The 15,766-nt window shown below is 70.4% G+C and carries 17 protein-coding genes; all 17 read left to right on the top strand.

Features of this window, described 5'->3' with window-relative positions:
• The first annotated feature begins 1 nt into the window (after position 1).
• The 17 genes from FLW16_RS12405 to FLW16_RS12325 all read left to right on the top strand — a co-directional run bounded on the left by FLW16_RS12405 (position 2) and on the right by FLW16_RS12325 (position 15,765).
• A complete protein-coding gene (locus tag FLW16_RS12405; protein WP_221891032.1) occupies positions 2–622 on the top strand; it encodes a helix-turn-helix domain-containing protein in 621 nt (206 codons plus the stop codon).
• Positions 588–2,126 (top strand): terminase large subunit domain-containing protein, encoded by a 1,539-nt coding sequence (locus tag FLW16_RS12400; protein ID WP_142560141.1) that lies wholly within the window; start codon positions 588–590, stop codon positions 2,124–2,126. Before FLW16_RS12405 ends, FLW16_RS12400 begins: the two co-directional genes overlap by 35 nt.
• A 13-nt stretch (positions 2,127–2,139) precedes the next feature.
• Complete coding sequence (locus FLW16_RS12395) at positions 2,140–2,334, top strand: hypothetical protein (RefSeq protein ID WP_142560140.1); 195 nt, start codon at positions 2,140–2,142, stop codon at positions 2,332–2,334.
• Positions 2,331–3,503, top strand: coding sequence for a phage portal protein (locus FLW16_RS12390; RefSeq protein ID WP_142560139.1), 1,173 nt, complete (start codon positions 2,331–2,333; stop codon positions 3,501–3,503). Before FLW16_RS12395 ends, FLW16_RS12390 begins: the two co-directional genes overlap by 4 nt.
• Positions 3,500–4,288, top strand: coding sequence for an HK97 family phage prohead protease (locus FLW16_RS12385; RefSeq protein WP_142560138.1), 789 nt, complete (start codon positions 3,500–3,502; stop codon positions 4,286–4,288). Before FLW16_RS12390 ends, FLW16_RS12385 begins: the two co-directional genes overlap by 4 nt.
• Before the next feature lie 143 nt (positions 4,289–4,431).
• Entirely contained in the window at positions 4,432–5,853 is a 1,422-nt protein-coding gene (locus FLW16_RS12380; protein WP_142560137.1) for a phage major capsid protein, read from the top strand.
• A 55-nt stretch (positions 5,854–5,908) separates the two neighbouring features.
• Complete coding sequence (locus FLW16_RS12375) at positions 5,909–6,259, top strand: hypothetical protein (protein WP_142560136.1); 351 nt, start codon at positions 5,909–5,911, stop codon at positions 6,257–6,259.
• A complete protein-coding gene (locus tag FLW16_RS12370; RefSeq protein ID WP_185949378.1) occupies positions 6,256–6,528 on the top strand; it encodes a hypothetical protein in 273 nt (90 codons plus the stop codon). The genes FLW16_RS12375 and FLW16_RS12370 overlap by 4 nt, the downstream gene beginning before the upstream one ends.
• Entirely contained in the window at positions 6,528–7,073 is a 546-nt protein-coding gene (locus FLW16_RS12365) for a hypothetical protein (RefSeq protein WP_142560134.1), read from the top strand. The genes FLW16_RS12370 and FLW16_RS12365 overlap by 1 nt, the downstream gene beginning before the upstream one ends.
• A complete protein-coding gene (locus tag FLW16_RS12360) occupies positions 7,073–7,519 on the top strand; it encodes a hypothetical protein (RefSeq protein ID WP_142560133.1) in 447 nt (148 codons plus the stop codon). The genes FLW16_RS12365 and FLW16_RS12360 overlap by 1 nt, the downstream gene beginning before the upstream one ends.
• A gap of 4 nt (positions 7,520–7,523) precedes the next feature.
• A complete protein-coding gene (locus tag FLW16_RS12355; protein ID WP_142560132.1) occupies positions 7,524–7,985 on the top strand; it encodes an HK97 gp10 family phage protein in 462 nt (153 codons plus the stop codon).
• Between the two features lie 10 nt (positions 7,986–7,995).
• The gene (locus FLW16_RS12350) at positions 7,996–8,340 is read left to right on the top strand and encodes a hypothetical protein (RefSeq protein ID WP_142560131.1); all 345 of its coding nucleotides are present in this window, start codon (positions 7,996–7,998) and stop codon (positions 8,338–8,340) included.
• The gene (locus FLW16_RS12345; RefSeq protein WP_142560130.1) at positions 8,340–8,570 is read left to right on the top strand and encodes a hypothetical protein; all 231 of its coding nucleotides are present in this window, start codon (positions 8,340–8,342) and stop codon (positions 8,568–8,570) included. Before FLW16_RS12350 ends, FLW16_RS12345 begins: the two co-directional genes overlap by 1 nt.
• Before the next feature lie 2 nt (positions 8,571–8,572).
• Positions 8,573–9,058, top strand: coding sequence for a hypothetical protein (locus tag FLW16_RS12340; protein WP_142560129.1), 486 nt, complete (start codon positions 8,573–8,575; stop codon positions 9,056–9,058).
• Entirely contained in the window at positions 9,055–9,552 is a 498-nt protein-coding gene (locus tag FLW16_RS12335) for a hypothetical protein (protein WP_142560128.1), read from the top strand. Before FLW16_RS12340 ends, FLW16_RS12335 begins: the two co-directional genes overlap by 4 nt.
• Before the next feature lie 294 nt (positions 9,553–9,846).
• The gene (locus FLW16_RS12330; RefSeq protein ID WP_142560127.1) at positions 9,847–13,440 is read left to right on the top strand and encodes a phage tail tape measure protein; all 3,594 of its coding nucleotides are present in this window, start codon (positions 9,847–9,849) and stop codon (positions 13,438–13,440) included.
• Between the two features lie 3 nt (positions 13,441–13,443).
• Positions 13,444–15,765, top strand: coding sequence for a carbohydrate binding domain-containing protein (locus FLW16_RS12325; protein ID WP_142560126.1), 2,322 nt, complete (start codon positions 13,444–13,446; stop codon positions 15,763–15,765).
• The last annotated feature ends 1 nt before the right edge of the window (position 15,766 follow it).

Here is a 15,766-nt window from a genome sequence, read left to right as displayed (position 1 = left end):
CTTGACCCGCGCCCAGGCTGCCATTTTTCTCCCCCTGAAGCCGATGATCACATCGGCGATGATGGCGAGCGCCGAGACGGAGGCGGTCATGGCGAGCAGGCCCGTGGACATCGGCAAGATCGGTGAGCACGTCGCCGAGGCCATCGCTCGCCTGCGCCGGGGCCGCGGGTGGGATCAGGGACAGCTCGCCGATCGGGTCACCGAGGCCGGCCGCGTAATGAGCGCCTCGGTGCTCAGCAAGATCGAGTCGGGGGCGCGGCGAGTCGACGTCGACGACCTGGTCGCGATCGCGACCGCCCTGGAGGTCACTCCGGCGCTGCTTCTGCTCGCGGCCCCGGACGCCAGTCAGCCGGCGACGCTCCCTGAGGAGGCCCTGCGAGGGCCGGTGACCGCCGCCGTACAGAGCGACATTGAGGCTCTGGGCGATCTGGTGGGATTGGAGCCGTCGCTGGCCCAGATGGCCTATCGGCTCGCTCGCGAGATCGACAACGGCGGTGGCGAGGACGGCAAGCTCCTGCCACAGCTGAATCGCGAGCTGCGCGCCACGCTCGCGCAGCTGATGGAGGCCAGGGCTCCCGAGGAGGACGATGACGACCTCGGAGACCTGGCAGATCCCACCTGAGTTCGCCGAGCAGTGCCGCGAGCTGTACGGGCTGGAGTGCCCGCCGCTGTGGGGCACGCCGCGCCGGCCGGACCGGCCGTCACTCGGCCCGAAGGCGTGGAAGGTCATGGAGCGGCTCGGCTACCCGCCGATGCCGTGGCAGAAGTACGTGCTCGACGTGGCGCTGGAGATCGACCCGGACACGGGTGTGTTCTCCTACCGCGAGGTCGGGCTGAGCGTGCCGCGACAGCAGGGCAAGACGCAGCAGATCCTCGGCCTGATGGTGCACCGGATCGCGGCCTGGCATCGGCAGCGGGTCGTGTACGCGGCGCAGACGCGCGGGATGGCGCGGGAGCGGTTCGAGGACGAGTTCCTGGTCACGCTGGACGAGTCGTCGCTTGCTGGGAAGTACCGGACTCGGATGTCGAACGGCAACGAGGCGATCATCTGGTCCAAGACCAGGTCCAAGCTCGGCATCACCGCGAACACCGAGAAAGCCGGGCACGGCCCGCCCTTGGACCTGGGCGTGATCGATGAGGCGTTCGCGCACGAGGATGACCGGCTGGAGCAGGCCTTCTCCCCGGCCATGCTGACCCGGGACATGGCCCAGCTGTGGTGGGCCAGCGCGGGCGGCACCGAGAAGTCGGTGTGGCTGAACAAGAAGCGCGCCGCCGGCCGGGAGCTGGTCGAGCGGCTGTGGGAGACCGGGGAGCACTCGCGGATCGCCTACTTCGAGTGGTTCGCCCCGGACGAGCTGCCGCGGGACGACCCGGAGACGTGGCGCACCTGCCTGCCCGCGCTGGGGCACACGGTCACCGAGGACACGATCCGCGCCGAGCTGGACAAGCTCGACCCGGCCGAGTTCGACCGGGCGTACCTGAACCGGACCCGCAAGCAGGTGCCGCCGCAGGACCCGAACATCCCCGTGAAGGCATGGGCGGGGCTGGCCGACGCCGACTCGCAGGCCGGGCGCGAGCTGGCGTTCGTGATCGAGGTGGCGCACGACCGGGCGTGGTCCTCGATCGGGCTGGCGGCCCTGCGCGACGACGGCCGTGTGCACCTGGAGGTCGTGGACCGGCACCCGGGCACGGACTGGGCGGTCCCGGCGATCGTGCGGCTGCGGGCGCTGTGGGATCCGGTCGCGGTCGCGGTGGCGTCGACCGGCTCCCCCGCAGGGTCGCTGATCGATGACCTGGTGGCGGCCGGGGTGACGACGCCAAAGGACAAGGACCGGCCGATGCGCGGCGACCTGATCGTGATGCGTACCGGCGACATTGTCGAGGCGTGCGGCCAGATGGCCGATGCGATCAACCAGGGCACGGTGGTGCACCGCGACCAGGCGGAGCTGACGGCCGCGGTGAACGGGGCGCGGACGCGGCCATTCGGGGACGCGTGGGCGCTGGACCGGCGCCGCTCGCTGGTGGACGTGAGCCCGTTCTTCTCGGTGACGCTCGCCCGGTGGGTGCTGCTGATCATCGGCCCGCAGGTGAGCAGGGACTACGACCCACTCGACTCGGTGTACTGAAGGAGGCGGCGGCGTGCGGGAGCTGGTGACGGACCTGCTGGACGTGCTGGGGCTGCTGCTGGTCGCGGCCGGGGTCGCCGCGGCGCTGCTGCCGCTGCTCGGCTGGGGAGCACTCGCCGCCGCCGGTGTGGTGGTCCTGGCTGGGTCATGGTGGGCGGCACGGCAGGACCGTCCGGACCCGGCGGCTGAGCGGCGGGGGGCGGCGTGAGCCTGTTCTCCCGGCGGGCCGCGCGGGTCTCGAAGGTGCAGGGCCCCGGGGACATCCCGCCGCGGCCCGAGGCGCGCCGCGGCGCGGTCACCGTGACCCAGGAGTCCGCGTTGCGGCACAGCGCGGTGTGGGCGTGCCTGCGACTGCGGGCGAACCTCATCAGCACGATGCCGATCGACGTGTTCCGCAGGGTGGGCGGCGTGCAGGTGGAGATGCCCAAGCCCCCGGTGCTGATCAACCCGGGCGGCGAACGCGTCGACATGCTGGAGTGGATGTACTCGACGCAGTTCGACCTGGATCGGGGCGGCAACACGTTCGGACTGATCGCCGCGCGGGACGGGCTGGGCCTGCCGGCGCGGATCGAGCTGCAGCCGCTGTCCGACGTGGTGGTTCGGGTCCGGAAGGGCGAGCTGAAGTACGTCATCGGCGGGATCGAGTACAGCCCAGACCAGGTGTGGCACGAGAAGCAGTACACGGTCTCCGGCCTCCCGGTAGGCCTGTCTCCCGTCGCGTACGCCGCATGGTCGATCGGCGAGTACCTGTCGATCCAGGACTTCGCGCTGGACTGGTTCGCCGGCGGCGCCGTCCCGGCCGCGCACCTGAAGAACACCGAGAAGGTCCTGACGACGGCGCAGGCCGACGAGACCAAGCGCCGTTTCAGGGCGTCGGTGGAGACCGGCGGCGTGTTCGTCACGGGGTCGGACTGGGAGTACCACATGCTCCAGGCCGAGCAGGCCGGGGCCGACTGGATCGAGGGCAAGCGGTATGGCGTCAACGACATCGCGCGGTTCTTCGACTGCCCGGGTGACCTAATCGACGCCGCCGTGTCGTCGGGCAGCATCACCTACGCCTCGATCACGCAACGGAACCTTGAGTTCCTCGTGCTGCACCTCGGGCCGACCGTCGTGCGCCGGGAGACGGCGCTGAACCGGCTCACCCCCAAGCCGCGGTATGTGAAGCTCAACGCCGACGCGCTGCTGCGGATGGACCCCCAGGCGCGGGCGCAGACGCTGAAGACGCAGATCGACGCCCGCATGCTCACGCCATCGGAGGCGCGGGAGCTGGAGAACCGGCCGCCGCTCACCGAGGAGCAGTACGCCGAGTTCGACCGGGTGTTCGGCAGCCCCAACAAGCAGCCGGCCGCGACCACAGCGAAAGGATCGTCATGACCGACCTGTCTCAGCTGCGCGCCACCGCGGCGGCCGAGCGCGCCAAGGCGGCCCGCTCCACCGAGATGGCGCTGCCGCGCGACCGGCCCGAGCAGCCCGACCTACGGTTCACGTCGTCGCTGCGCGCCAAGAAGGTCGAGCGCGACGGCCAGCAGTGGTATCTGGTCGAGGGCTACGCCAGCGTGTTCGAGCGCGGGTACGAGATGTACGACTGGTATGGCCCCTACACGGAGGTCGTGTCGGCCGGCGCGGCCGACAAGACGCTGGAGGCCAACCCTGAGGTGGTGTTCCGGTTCAACCACGCCGGCACGCCGATGGCGGGCACCAGGAACGGCAGGTTGGAGCTGTGGGCCGATGAGACCGGCCTCGGTGAGCGGGCGTACCTGAACCCCAAGCGCAGCGATGTGCAGCTGCTCATGCAGGCCATCGAGGACGACGACGTGCGCGAGCAGTCGTTCATGTTCCGCATCACCAGCGGGCACTGGTCGCCGGACTACACCGAGTACCGGATCGACGCGTTCGACCTGGACCGCGGCGACGTCGGCCCGGTGACGTACGGTGCGAACCCGCACACGAGCATCTCGGCGCGGACCGGGGAGTTCCTCGACGCGATCCCGCAGATGCCGCTGCTGGCCGCCCGGGAGGCGTACGAGCGGCTCGGGCAGCGCCTGGACGTGGCCGCCTCGCTGCGGCACACGCCGCCGCCCGCGCCGGAACCGAAGGGCGCCTCTGTCGCGCTGCTCCAGGCGCAGCTGCTCGTGGAGAGGGCCCGCGAGGACTTCTGACCTGGCGCCCCCGGCAGACGCCCGGGGCCGCCCTGCACCACCCCCGCTGTCCGGCAGATCGCCCGGCGGCAGCCCCGAATCGGCTGGCAGATCGCCCAGCGTGAGGGCCTTTCCATCCGGAATCAACACGAAGGGTTCGCCTCATGGCTGGAACCATTGACGACCTGATCGCATCGATCGAGGTCGAGCTGGAGGCCGCGCAGAAGCGCGTCTCCAAGACCCTGAAGGAGGGCGAGCTCATCCTCGCCAAGGCCCAGCAGGAGGGCCGGTCCCACCTCACGGAGGAGGAGACCGAGCGGGTCGAGGAGCTCAAGAAGATCCGCGAGCAGGCCAAGGCCGACATCGCCGGGGCGAAGGAGAAGCTGGCCCGGGCCCAGGAGGTCAAGGCCGAGGAGCTGGAGCGCGACGAGCAGCAGCGCGAGATCAAGCCGACCGGTGTCCGCGCGCAGGGCCGGGATCAGCGGATCCAGGTGGGCCGCGAGGAGCGCACGTACCGGCCGGACACCGACCCGTACGGCAAGGGATTCCTGCTCGACGTGGCGCGCAGCTTCCTGTTCCAGGACGTGGAGGCGTCCAACAAGCTGGCGCGGCACATGGCCGAGGAGCGGGTCGAGCGGTCGGAGTACTTCAAGCGCGCGGTGGGCACGGGCGCCTTCGCCGGCCTCACGGTGCCCGCCTACTTGACCGAGATGTACGCGCCGGCGACCGCGGCCCTGCGGCCCTTCGCCGACGTCTGTAACCGTCACCCGCTCCCCGAGAGCGGCATGAGCGTGAACATCTCCCGCATCACGACCGCCTCCGGCGCGGCCCTGCAGTCGGCCGAGAACGCGGCGGTGCAGGAGACCAACATGGACGACACGCTGCTGACCATCCCGGTGCAGACCGCGGCCGGCCAGCAGACCGTGTCCCGGCAGGCGATCGACCGCGGGACCGGCATCGAGGACGTCACGCTCCAGGATCTTTTCAACCGGGTCGCGACGGTCCTCGACGCGACGCTGCTCAACCAGGCCACGACCGGCCTGACGAACGTGGCGACGGCCACCAGCTACACCGACGCGTCCCCGACGGGTGCCGAGCTGTACCCGAAGATCCTGGGCGCGGCGGCCGGGGTGGAGGCGGCACTGCTGGCGATGGGCCGCCCGTCGCACGCCATCATGCACTCGCGGCGCTGGTACTGGCTGTCCAGCCAGATGAGCAGCACCTGGCCGATGATCAACTGGGCGGGAATCCCCACGCAGGCGGGCGGCGTGGCCAACCCGAACAGCTCCTACGCCTCCGGCCCGCGCGGTGTACTGCCGTGCGGCCTGGAGGTCATCGTGGACAACAACATCGCCACGAACGTCGGTGCCGGCACCAACGAGGACGAGCTGTACGTCGTCCCGCAGGCCGAGTGCCACCTGTGGGAGGACCCGAACGCGCCGCTGTTCATCCGGGCCGAGCAGCCCGCCGCGGCCTCGCTGGGCGTGCTCCTGGTCGCCTACTCGTACTTCGCGTACACCTTCGGCCGGTACTCCAACGGCATGGGCAAGGTGTCGGGCACGGGCATGGTGACCCCGACCTTCTAGGGCGTGATGCCGGGCCAGGGGGTGCCCCTTGGCCCGGCTCAGGAAGGAGCAACGGGTGGGGCTTCGGAACGTGCTCGGGGACGCTGCGCTGCCATCGGCGGCGCGCGCCGCCGGCACCTACACCAGCGGCCCGGTGGCCAACGCCGGTTTGGCCGCGGACGTGTGGCTCATGGTCCACGTCACCGCCGTCTCCGGCACCCCGACGCTGAACTGCTCTCTGGAGGAGTCGGCCGACGGGTCGTCGTGGTCGGCCGTGCCTGGCAGTTCGACGTCGCAACTGACGGCGGCCGGGAACGCGGTCGCCGCGGCGGCCGTGACGAAGAACTACGTCCGGGTCACCGCGACGGTGGCCGGGACGACGCCCAGCGTGACCTTCAGGGCCTCGCTGCTGATCGTCCCTGAGTGACGAAGGAGGAGACCATGGTGGCCAGAGACGAGAACATGATCGCCGCTCTGAAGCGGGAGCGGGCGGTCTACGCCAACCAGGGCGACACCGACCGGGTGGCGCAGGTGGACGGGCAGCTCAAGCACTACGGGTACGAGGGGACGCAGGACGCCGACCCGAACGCTCCGGCGGAGCCGCCGCAGGGCCGTACGGCCGCCGGTGAGCGGCAGACCGCCGAGGGCGGCCAGGGCAAGACGGCCGCGGCGAGCAAGGCCAAGCCGAAGTCCTGATGGCCACCCTGGTCAGCTTGGAAGAGGCCAAGGCGCACCTGAACATCAGCTCGGGCACGGACGACGCCGAGATCCTCCGGATGGTCGAGGGGATCACGGCGCCGATCGAGCGGATCGTCGGCTCGGTGCTGCCCGCCAGCTACACCGAGCGGCACGACGGCTGGCGACCCGGGATCGCGCTGCGGCACCGGCCGGTGCAGTCGGTGACGTCGGTGACGCTGCCAGGCGGCGCCGTGCTGGGCGTGGACGGCTACGAGCTGGACGGCGACGCCGGGGTGCTCACCAGGTTGTCCGGCGGCCGTGAGTGGGTCTGGGAGGACGGCCGGATCACGGTCGTCTACACGGCGGGGATGGCGGAGGTCCCGGCGAACGTGAAGCTGGCCGCGCTGATCGTCCTTCAGCACATGTGGAAGACGCAGCGCGGCACGAGCCGGGATGCCCGGTTCGGCGGCGGCGGTGAGGAGCAGTGGACGCCGGGGATGGGGTTCACGCTGCCGCGCCGTGCGCTGGAGCTGCTCGGCGACCAGGTCTCGGGGATCGCGTGATGGCGTCGACCATCCCGGCCGTGCTCGACCGGCTCGTCGCCGTCGCCCGCCTGGCAGTGGACGACGGCGTGGAGGTCATCGACGGACAGCCCGTCAGCGGCACGCAGCCGGACTTCATCGCGATCGGCTTCACCGGCGAGCCGGGCGAGGCCGTGGTGGAGGCCGCCCTCGACCGCGAGCAGCTGGCGTTCACGCCGGACCGAGAGCGGTACGACGTGTACTGCCTGGCGTCGTCGCTGCGGGGCGAGACCGACGCCCAGGCCGTACGCACCCAGGTCTTCAAGCTCATCGAGGCGCTGCGCGGTGAGCTGCGGCGCGATCCGACGCTGGACGGGCTGGTGATGTCGGCCCAGCTGGCGGTGCTGACAGTCACGGCGGAGCAGACCGAGGACGGCGCGCTGGCGGAGGTCCGGCTGGCCATCCGCATCGACGCGTTCGCGGGGTGATGCGGTGAGCGAGATCCGGCGCCTGATCGAGTCGTTCGGGAAGATCCCGCCGGATCTGCGGCGGGAGCTGCGCCCAGCCGTACGGAAAGCCGCACGGAGCGTGCTGGAGGAAGCGCGAGGGCGGGCGTCGTGGTCGTCTCGGATCCCGGGCGCGATGCGGGTCAGCGTGCGGCTCTCCGGCCGAGGGGCGGGGGCGTCGGTCGTCGTGTCGGCCGCGAAGGCACCCCACGGCAGGCCCTACGAGCACCTTGGCCAACCCGGCACGTTCCGTCATCCGGTGTTCTGGCCGCGCTCCCGGCACATGGTCTTCGGGGTGGAGCGGCCCGGCGCCTTCAAGCACGGCCGATGGGTGTCCCAAGCGGCACGCCCATACCTGTTCCCGGCCGCGGAAGCTCGGGCGGACGCGGCGGCCAAGGAGATCGACCAGGCGGTGCAGCGCGTGATGCTCCGCCACGGATGGAGCTAAGGAGGGCGGCGTGGCCGCATTGACCACGACCGTGGTCCCGAATACGGGACTGCGGATCGACAACCTGTTCGTGGCTGCCGGTGGCAGCGGTGACACCTGCGAGACCGGCGCCGGGGTGAACCTGATCGTGAAGAACGGCGCCGGATCGTCGGTCACGGTCACCGTGGCCTACCCCCAGAAGTACGACGGCGACCAGACGGTCAGCGGGCGGACCTTCACCGTGCCGGCCACATCCGGGGAGTTCGTCATCCCGGTGCGGGACATCTACCGGGACCCGGCGACGGGGCGGGCGTCGGTCACCTACAGCTCGGCCACGTCGGTGACGGTGGCTGTGGTGCGGACGCAGGTGTCGTGATGGCGACCATCACACACCCGGACATCCCGGGTTCCGAGGTGGACGTGCCGGACTCGTCTCTGCCGTTTCACCAGGCGGCCGGGTGGGTCGTCAAGGGGTCGGAGGACGACCCCGAGGTGAAGGCCGCGGCCGAGAAGGGCGAGACGGCCGACGGCGGCAAGGACGCCCAGCCGGACAGTTCGAAGGAGACGCCGAAGGGTCGGCGCGCGAGCACGAAGGACGGTGACTGATCGTGGCGGCGACGCCGATCACCGCGAGCACGCGGTACATCAACCCCGGGGTGACGGTCGTCCTCTGGCTTCCGTCGGTCGCGAACAAGAGCGCCCCGACCCGGGCAGAGATCAACGCGGGCACGGACCTGTCGCGTGAGATCGCGGACAACTCCGGCTGGCAGACGACGTCGAACCAGTCGGACGCCCCGGACATGGGGTCGCGGTTCACAGGCAAGGTCGCGGGCCGGATCAGCGCGGATGACTCCTCGTTGACGACGTACGCGAGCAAGAACGGCATCGACTCCCGGCAGTTGATGCCGCGCGACGCGACCGGGTTCGTGGCGTGGATGGACGGCGGCGACGTGGCCGGGCAGCCCATGGACGTCTTCCCGGTCACGGTGTCGTCGGTGAGCAAGCCCCGCTCGGTGGGTGACGAGGTGGCCAGGATCGTCCACCAGTTCGCCATCACGAGCCAGCCGGCCGAGAACGTCACGATCCCGGCATGAGCCTTCGTGACCGGTTGAAGCAGCGGTCCAGGCCCTCGACGGTCTGGCCGCTGCGGATCGCCGACCTGCCGGTGGTGGAGGCGGCCCGCGGCGAGCTGGCGCGGGCCGAGGACGAGCAGCGCATCACGGCGATCAGCGCCGAGCCCGGATCGGCGGAGCTGGCCGCCGCCGACGCTCGTCTCGCCGCCGCCCGCCAGGCCTTGGCGGAGTGCTTCGAGCCAGTCGAGCTCGTGGCGCTGGACGCGCCCGGGTACGAGGCGCTGCTGAAGGAGCATCCGGCCGTCGCTGATGATCAGGCGTGGGGGCCGGGGTTTCCCCGCGCGCTGTTCCTGGCGTGCGTGCAGGGCGAGCTGGAGCGGGACGAGTGGGTGCTGTGCTTGGACACGCAGCTGTCCCATGGTGAGCGAGTCGAGGCATACAACCTCGCGCTGGCCATCAACCTGCGGGTCCCTGATCCCGGCCTCCCAAAAGGCTGGACCTCGACCCCCAGCTGATCGCCGAGCTGGAGATCTGCGAGCTGTACGGCATCCGCCACTCGGAGTTCCTGTCGTGGTCGGCCGACGACCGGGACAAGGCGCTGGCGTACCGGGCCAGGAAGCATCAGGAGTGCCCGAACTGCGGCACCAGGGCGGCTGAGTGGGATGAGCGGGTCGGCGGTGACCGGCACGCCTACCGCGGTGACAAGTATCGCTGCCGCGGCTGCGAAGTGCTCGAGGAAGTGCATTCATCGATCACGCCTGAGGACGGCAAGGGCGTGTTCCCTGTGTTGAGACCGAGGGAGGTCGTGCGTGCCGAGTCGTGACCTGCGGGTCAACATCGACGCCGACCCGTCCGGTTTCAACCGGGGGATGAAGAGCGCTGAGGAGAGCGCAAAGGTCTTCGAGCGCGAGCTGGAGAAGCTGGAGCGCAAGCGGCACGAGGCGATGACATCCTTCGGGCAGGTCGCCGTCGGCGTCGGTGCCGGCCTCCTGGCCGGGTTCGGTGTGGCCATCAAGACCGCCGCCGACTTCGAGAAGGCCATGTCCGGGGTGGCCGCCGCCTCCGGCGCGGCCGGGGCCGAGTTCGACGCCCTGCGGGATGCCGCGATCCGGGCCGGGGCCAGCACGGCGTTCTCCGCGAGCGAGGCGGCGCAGGCGGAGACGGAGCTGGCGAAGGTCGGCATCTCCACGGCCGACATCCTCGGCGGCGCGCTGAAGGGCAGCCTGGACCTGGCGGCGGCGGGGCAGCTCGACCTCGCGCAGGCGGCCGCCATCTCCGGCGAGGCGATGACCATCTTCCAGCTCAAGGGGAAGGATGTCGGGCACATCGCCGACGTCCTGACGAGCGGCGCGAACGCCAGCTCGGCGAGCGTCGAGAGCATGGCCGAGTCCATGCAACAGGCCGGGCTCGTGGCCGCGCAGACCGGCCTCAGCCTGGAAGACACCGTCGGCACCCTCACGGCCTTCAGCAAGGCCGGGCTCAACGGGTCCGACGCTGGCACCTCGCTGAAGACGATGCTCCAGCGGCTGTCCGCGCCGACGAGCGTGGCGGCGGGCCTGATGGACGAGCTGGGTATCCAGGCGTACGACGCCAGCGGGCAGTTCGCCGGCATCACGACCGTCGCCGGGCAGCTGCGCCAGGGCCTCGGTCAGTTGACGCCCGCCCAGCGGCAGGCGGCGCTCGCCACGATCTTCGGCAGTGATGCGATCCGCGCGGCGACCGTGCTCTACTCGACCGGCGAGCAGGGCCTACGCGGCTACATCCGGGCCGTCGACGACTCCGGCGCCGCGTCTCGCCAGGCCGCGAAGCTCACCGACAACCTCGCCGGCGACTTGGAACGGCTCCAGGGGTCCTTGGAGACCGCGCTGATTCAGTCCGGGTCCGGCGCCGCCGACGCGCTGCGCGTGCTCGTCAAGGCTGCGGGAGGGGCCGTGGACATCTTCAACGAGCTCCCTCAGCCGCTCCAGACCACCGTGACCGTCGCGGGCGGCCTGGCCGGTGTCATCTCCACCGTGTCCGGCGCGTTCCTGCTCGGCGTTCCGAAGATCGCCGAATACAAGGCCGCCCTCGCGGACATGGGGCCGCGGGCGCAGAAGTTCGGATCGGCCCTCGGCGCGGTCGGCTCGTTCCTGAGCGGGCCGTGGGGCATCGCGGTCGGCGCGGCCGTTGTCGGCCTGGGCTACTTCGCCGTCAAGCACGCCGAGGCACAGCAGCGCGTGCAGGAGCTCGCCAACACCCTCAACGCTGAGACCGGCGCGTTCACCGACTCCACCCGGGCCATGGTCGTTAACCGGCTGGAGTCGGACGGCGTCCTCAAGGCCGCCCAGCGGCTCGGGTTGAGCATGAGCGACGTGACGGACGCCGCGCTCGGCATGCCTGACGCGCTGTCGCGGATCAGCACCGGGATGAAGGCGGCCCGCGACCGGGCGATTGAGCTCGACCGGCAGTATGACAGCGGTATCGACGCGCAGAACGGCTACGCGATCAATGCCAACACCGTCCGCTCGGCCTTGGACGGGCAGAACAGCGACCTGCGCGAGTCCCAAGAGCAGTGGAAGCGCACCAACGAGGCGATGAAGGAATCGCAGGGCGGCGCGGCTCCCACGGCCGAGGCGATCCGCCAGGTCGGCGGCGCCGCGCAGGAGTCAACCGATGAGCTGGAGGACCTGAAGGCCGCACTGAAGGACGTCTTCGCCCCGAGCATCGACCTGTTCGAGGCCCAGACCGACCTCAAGCGCGCCTTCGCCGACGCCCGCGAGGCCATCCACAAGTCCGGCGGGTCGCTCGGCCTGAACGGCGAGGCGGCGCTTGATGCCCGCGACAAGTTCGCCGCCCTACTCCACTCGGTGGTCAACGTGGCGACCGCGCAGGGCACGGTGTCCCGCACCAGCGACAGCGCCCGCGAGTCGTTCCTGAAGCAGCTCCCCGGCCTGGCTGCGCTGGCCGGGAAGAACGCCACAGCTCAGGATCAGGTGGCCGCGCTGGCCCACTCATTCGGCATCAGTGGCAAGCAGGCGGCCGACGCCGGGGTGAAGACGCAGGGCCTCATCAACAAAATCAACGGCCTGCACAGCAAGAAGGTCGACATCACGGCGAACACGGGCCAGGCGCAGGCCGCGTTCGAGGACCTCCGGCGTCGTCTGCTCGCGATCCACAACAAGACCGTCACCATCACCGCCGTCCGCATCGGGGACTTCTCCAGTTCCGCGCCGGGGGCCGGCCGGGCGCTGCACGCCGACGGCGGCCTGGTGACCGGGCCCGGCGGGCCGCGCGACGACCGGGTGCCCATCCTGGCGTCCAACGGCGAGTTCGTCGTAAACGCCGCGGCGACCTCGCGGCACCGGGACCTGCTGGAGGCCATCAACGCGGGCCGGTTCGCCGCTGGCGGCCTGGTCGGATACGCCGACGGCGGGTACGTGCGGGGTTACGCCAGCGGCGGCGCCGTGGACGCCGTGGACGTGCCGCTGAGCGGGTTCATCGACCGGTACATGGGCAAGACGGCGACGAAGGACGACCTCAAGAAGGCGACGAACGCTCGCAAGGACGCGATCGACCAGCTGCGGCGGGCGGAGCGGAAACTGGCCGACGACCGCCGGCACCACCGCAGCGCGCGGACGATCGCTGACGACGAGGCCCGCGTCCGTAAGGAGCGCAGAGACCTCGCGGCGGCGACCGACAAGCTGCGCACGACCGAGGCCAACTACAAGAAGACCAAGCTGACCCCGGTTCAGCGGCTCACCGCCGGGCTCGCGCTCGGCATCAAGAACACCGGCGCGTTCATCAAGAACATCCAGAAGCTCGCTGACATGGGGTTTTACGACCTGGCGCAGCAGCTGCTGAACATGGGCGGCCCGGACGCCGAGAAGATCGCCGCCGAGGCGGTCAAGCTCAGCAAGTCCAAGCTGAAGGCCCTCAACGCGCAGGTGACGAAGGCCAGCGCGCAGCAGGCGCAGCTGGAGCAGCTCCCGAACATCTTGAAGATCAAGGATGCGCTGAAGCACGGCGCCAAGTCGGTGCCCGCGATGATGCAGTACACCGGCCTGAGCGAAGACGAGCTCGCCGCCGCCAACGCCGTCGGGCACCTCTTCGAGGCCGGCGGCATCATGCGGTACGCCTCGGGCGGGCTGCGGCCCGGCCCAGGCGTCGCCACCCGACCGACCGTGCTGTTCGGCGAGGGCAAGTACCCCGAGGGCTACGTGCCGTACGACCCGGCCTACCGTGGCCGGGCGATGGGCTTGGTGGCGAAGATGGCCGGCGACTTCGGCATGGGCGGCGTGGTCAACCACATCGTGGTCCAGGGCGCTATCGATCCGCTGTCCACCGCTCGGCAGATCGAGCAGATCCTGACCAAGCTGTGGCGGGCCAACGGCCGGTCCAGCACCAACGTCATGATCCGGAGGTGAGCGGTGCCGCACGCCCCGATCGTTGAGGTGGACTGGCCGAACACCAACACCTGGACCGACGTCACCCGCTACGTCCGCGACGAGTCCGGGATCCAGATCACCCGTGGCCGCGGAGACGAGCAGGGCGACATCCAGCCCGGCACGATGTCGCTGACGTTCCACAACCCCGACGGGCGCTTCACCCCCGGCCTGGCAACGGGGGCGTATTGGCCGAACGTGCGGAAGAACCGGCCGATCCGGTGCCGCCTGGTGACCTGGACGAAGAACATGGTCACCAACTCGGGGTTTGAGACGAACATCAACGACTGGTCGGCCGCCGGGACGGTGGCTCCATCCTTGGCCCGCTCGACCACCCGGGGGCAGGTCGGCAGCGCGAGCCTGCTCGTCACCTGGGGCACCGGCGGGACGGGCCCGGCCGCGCAGGTCACGGTGTACGGGTTCGAGATCGGTGAGGTCTACACGGCCAGCGCGTACGTCTGGGTGCCCTCGGGCGGGTCGCCGGCCGTACGGCTCGGCGTCTCCGGCGTCGGCACCGGCACCGCGTCGAGCACGACGAACGCCTTCCAGCGCATCACCTTCACCTGGACGGCGACCGACACCTGGCAGGTCCTCCAGATCACCCCGTCGACCTCCCCCACATCGGGCCAACAGGTCTGGGTGGACGCCGTCCAGGTGGAGCGGGGCGGATCGGCGAGCGCCTACAGCAGCACCGACGCCGCGATCTCCACCCGGTTCATCGGCACCGTGAACGAGTGGCCGGTCGCCTGGCTCGACGGCCCGGGCCTGGCCCTGTCGGACGTGACGGCGTCGGATCTGCTGAAGCGTCTCGGCAGGCTCAACCCCATGCGGTCGCTCCTCGAGGAGGAGATGCTCTTCCAGGGGCCGCACGGCTACTGGACGCTCGGGGACGACAGCGACTCCACGTCCGCTGGTGACACGTCCGGCTACGCGCAGGAGAGCCTGAAGACCTACCAGGTGGCCGGCGCGGGCGGCGTGGTGGATTTCGGGGCGGCTGATGGGCCGGGCACGGACGATATCCCCGCGCCGCGCTTCACCCCGTACAGCTTCACTCAGGGCAAGGGCCTGCGTGCGAACCTAGCTTCGGCCACCGGCGGCATCGTGGTGGCCTGCTGGATCAACACCACCGTCGGCGGCAGGGACTTCTTGCAGGTGTGCAACAGGTTCACCGGGCTCGGCGGGGCGGCCGTCGTGCTTGATGTGACCCCCGCAGGATTCCTGCAGGTGGGCGTGTTCCTCGGCGACGACTTCTCCATCGGGGTGTTCAACCTGACTCAGTTCCCCGCCGGGTTTAACCTCGCGGACGGCAAGGACCACTTGGTCGCGCTGCAGATCAGGTCGGACGGCGGGGTCTTCGCGACCATCGACGGCGTGGCCGGCGCGACAGGCTTCGGGTACGGCAGCATCGTCCAGACGGACTTGTACGACCGGATCGTCGTCGGCGGCTTCAAGTCGCCGGACGGGTCGGCGAACTTATTCGACGGCGTGATCAGCCACGTGTGGTACATGCGGCGCAACACGATGCCGGACTGGACGTACGCCTACTCGGCCGGGGCGGGCACCACCGAGTCCACGCCGCAGCGGTTCCTGCGGGTGTATGGGCTGCTGCACCTGGAGGGCGCGGTCAGGGGGTCGTCCACGACGCAGATGTCGCCGCAGGTGGCGGGCGGGTCCACGCCCCTGCAGGCGCTTCGGGACGTTGCCGCGGTCGAGGCCGGGCTGGTGTACGCCGACCGCGAGCTCGGCGACACGGTCGTGCTGGAGTGCCGCAACTGGCGGTACAACGAGGCGTCGTCGGTGACGCTCGTCGCCTCGGACCTCTTGGACGACCTGAAGTGGTCGGATGACGACCAGCCGATCGTGAACGATGTGACGCACCGCAGGGACGGCGGCGCCGACCAGCGGGTGACCAACGCGGCGAGCATCGACGAGTACGGCACGTACGACGACAGCAAGAGCAGCCCGTGGGCGACCGACGATGATGCACTGGCGGCGGCGCAGTGGGCCGTCTACAAGGGCGCGGACCCGCCGCCTCGGATTACGCAGGTCACCTTCATGGCCAACACGCGCGCCCAGTACGCGTCGATCCTGGGCGTCGACATCAGCGATGTCATCACCCTGACGGGGCTGCCGGCCCCGTCGCCGACGTCCTCCATGGACCTGCATGTGGAGGGCTACAGCGAGACGATCTCGCTGACGCAGCACAGGATCACGTTCAACACTTCGCCGGCTGCGGTCTCGCAGGTGTGGCAGCTCGGGGTGCCAGGCCGGAGCGAGCTGGGCGTGACCACGCGGATCGGGCTGTGAG

The organism is Microbispora sp. KK1-11, from assembly GCF_006874435.1.
GTDB classification, from domain to species: Bacteria; Actinomycetota; Actinomycetes; order Streptosporangiales; family Streptosporangiaceae; genus Microbispora; species Microbispora catharanthi.
The sequence above is the reverse complement of the archived record's forward strand: the minus strand, read 5'-3'. Positions and strand labels throughout refer to the sequence as shown.

Bases quoted from the DNA above. Each gene is read 5' to 3' on its own strand.
- FLW16_RS12400 (WP_142560141.1), top strand. From the start codon at position 588: ATGACGACCTCGGAGACCTGGCAGATCCCACCTGAGTTCGCCGAGCAG.
- FLW16_RS12365 (WP_142560134.1), top strand. From the start codon at position 6,528: ATGGCCACCCTGGTCAGCTTGGAAGAGGCCAAGGCGCACCTGAACATC.
- FLW16_RS12360 (WP_142560133.1), top strand. From the start codon at position 7,073: ATGGCGTCGACCATCCCGGCCGTGCTCGACCGGCTCGTCGCCGTCGCC.
- FLW16_RS12380 (WP_142560137.1), top strand. From the start codon at position 4,432: ATGGCTGGAACCATTGACGACCTGATCGCATCGATCGAGGTCGAGCTG.
- FLW16_RS12385 (WP_142560138.1), top strand. From the start codon at position 3,500: ATGACCGACCTGTCTCAGCTGCGCGCCACCGCGGCGGCCGAGCGCGCC.
- FLW16_RS12335 (WP_142560128.1), top strand. From the start codon at position 9,055: ATGAGCCTTCGTGACCGGTTGAAGCAGCGGTCCAGGCCCTCGACGGTC.
- FLW16_RS12345 (WP_142560130.1), top strand. From the start codon at position 8,340: ATGGCGACCATCACACACCCGGACATCCCGGGTTCCGAGGTGGACGTG.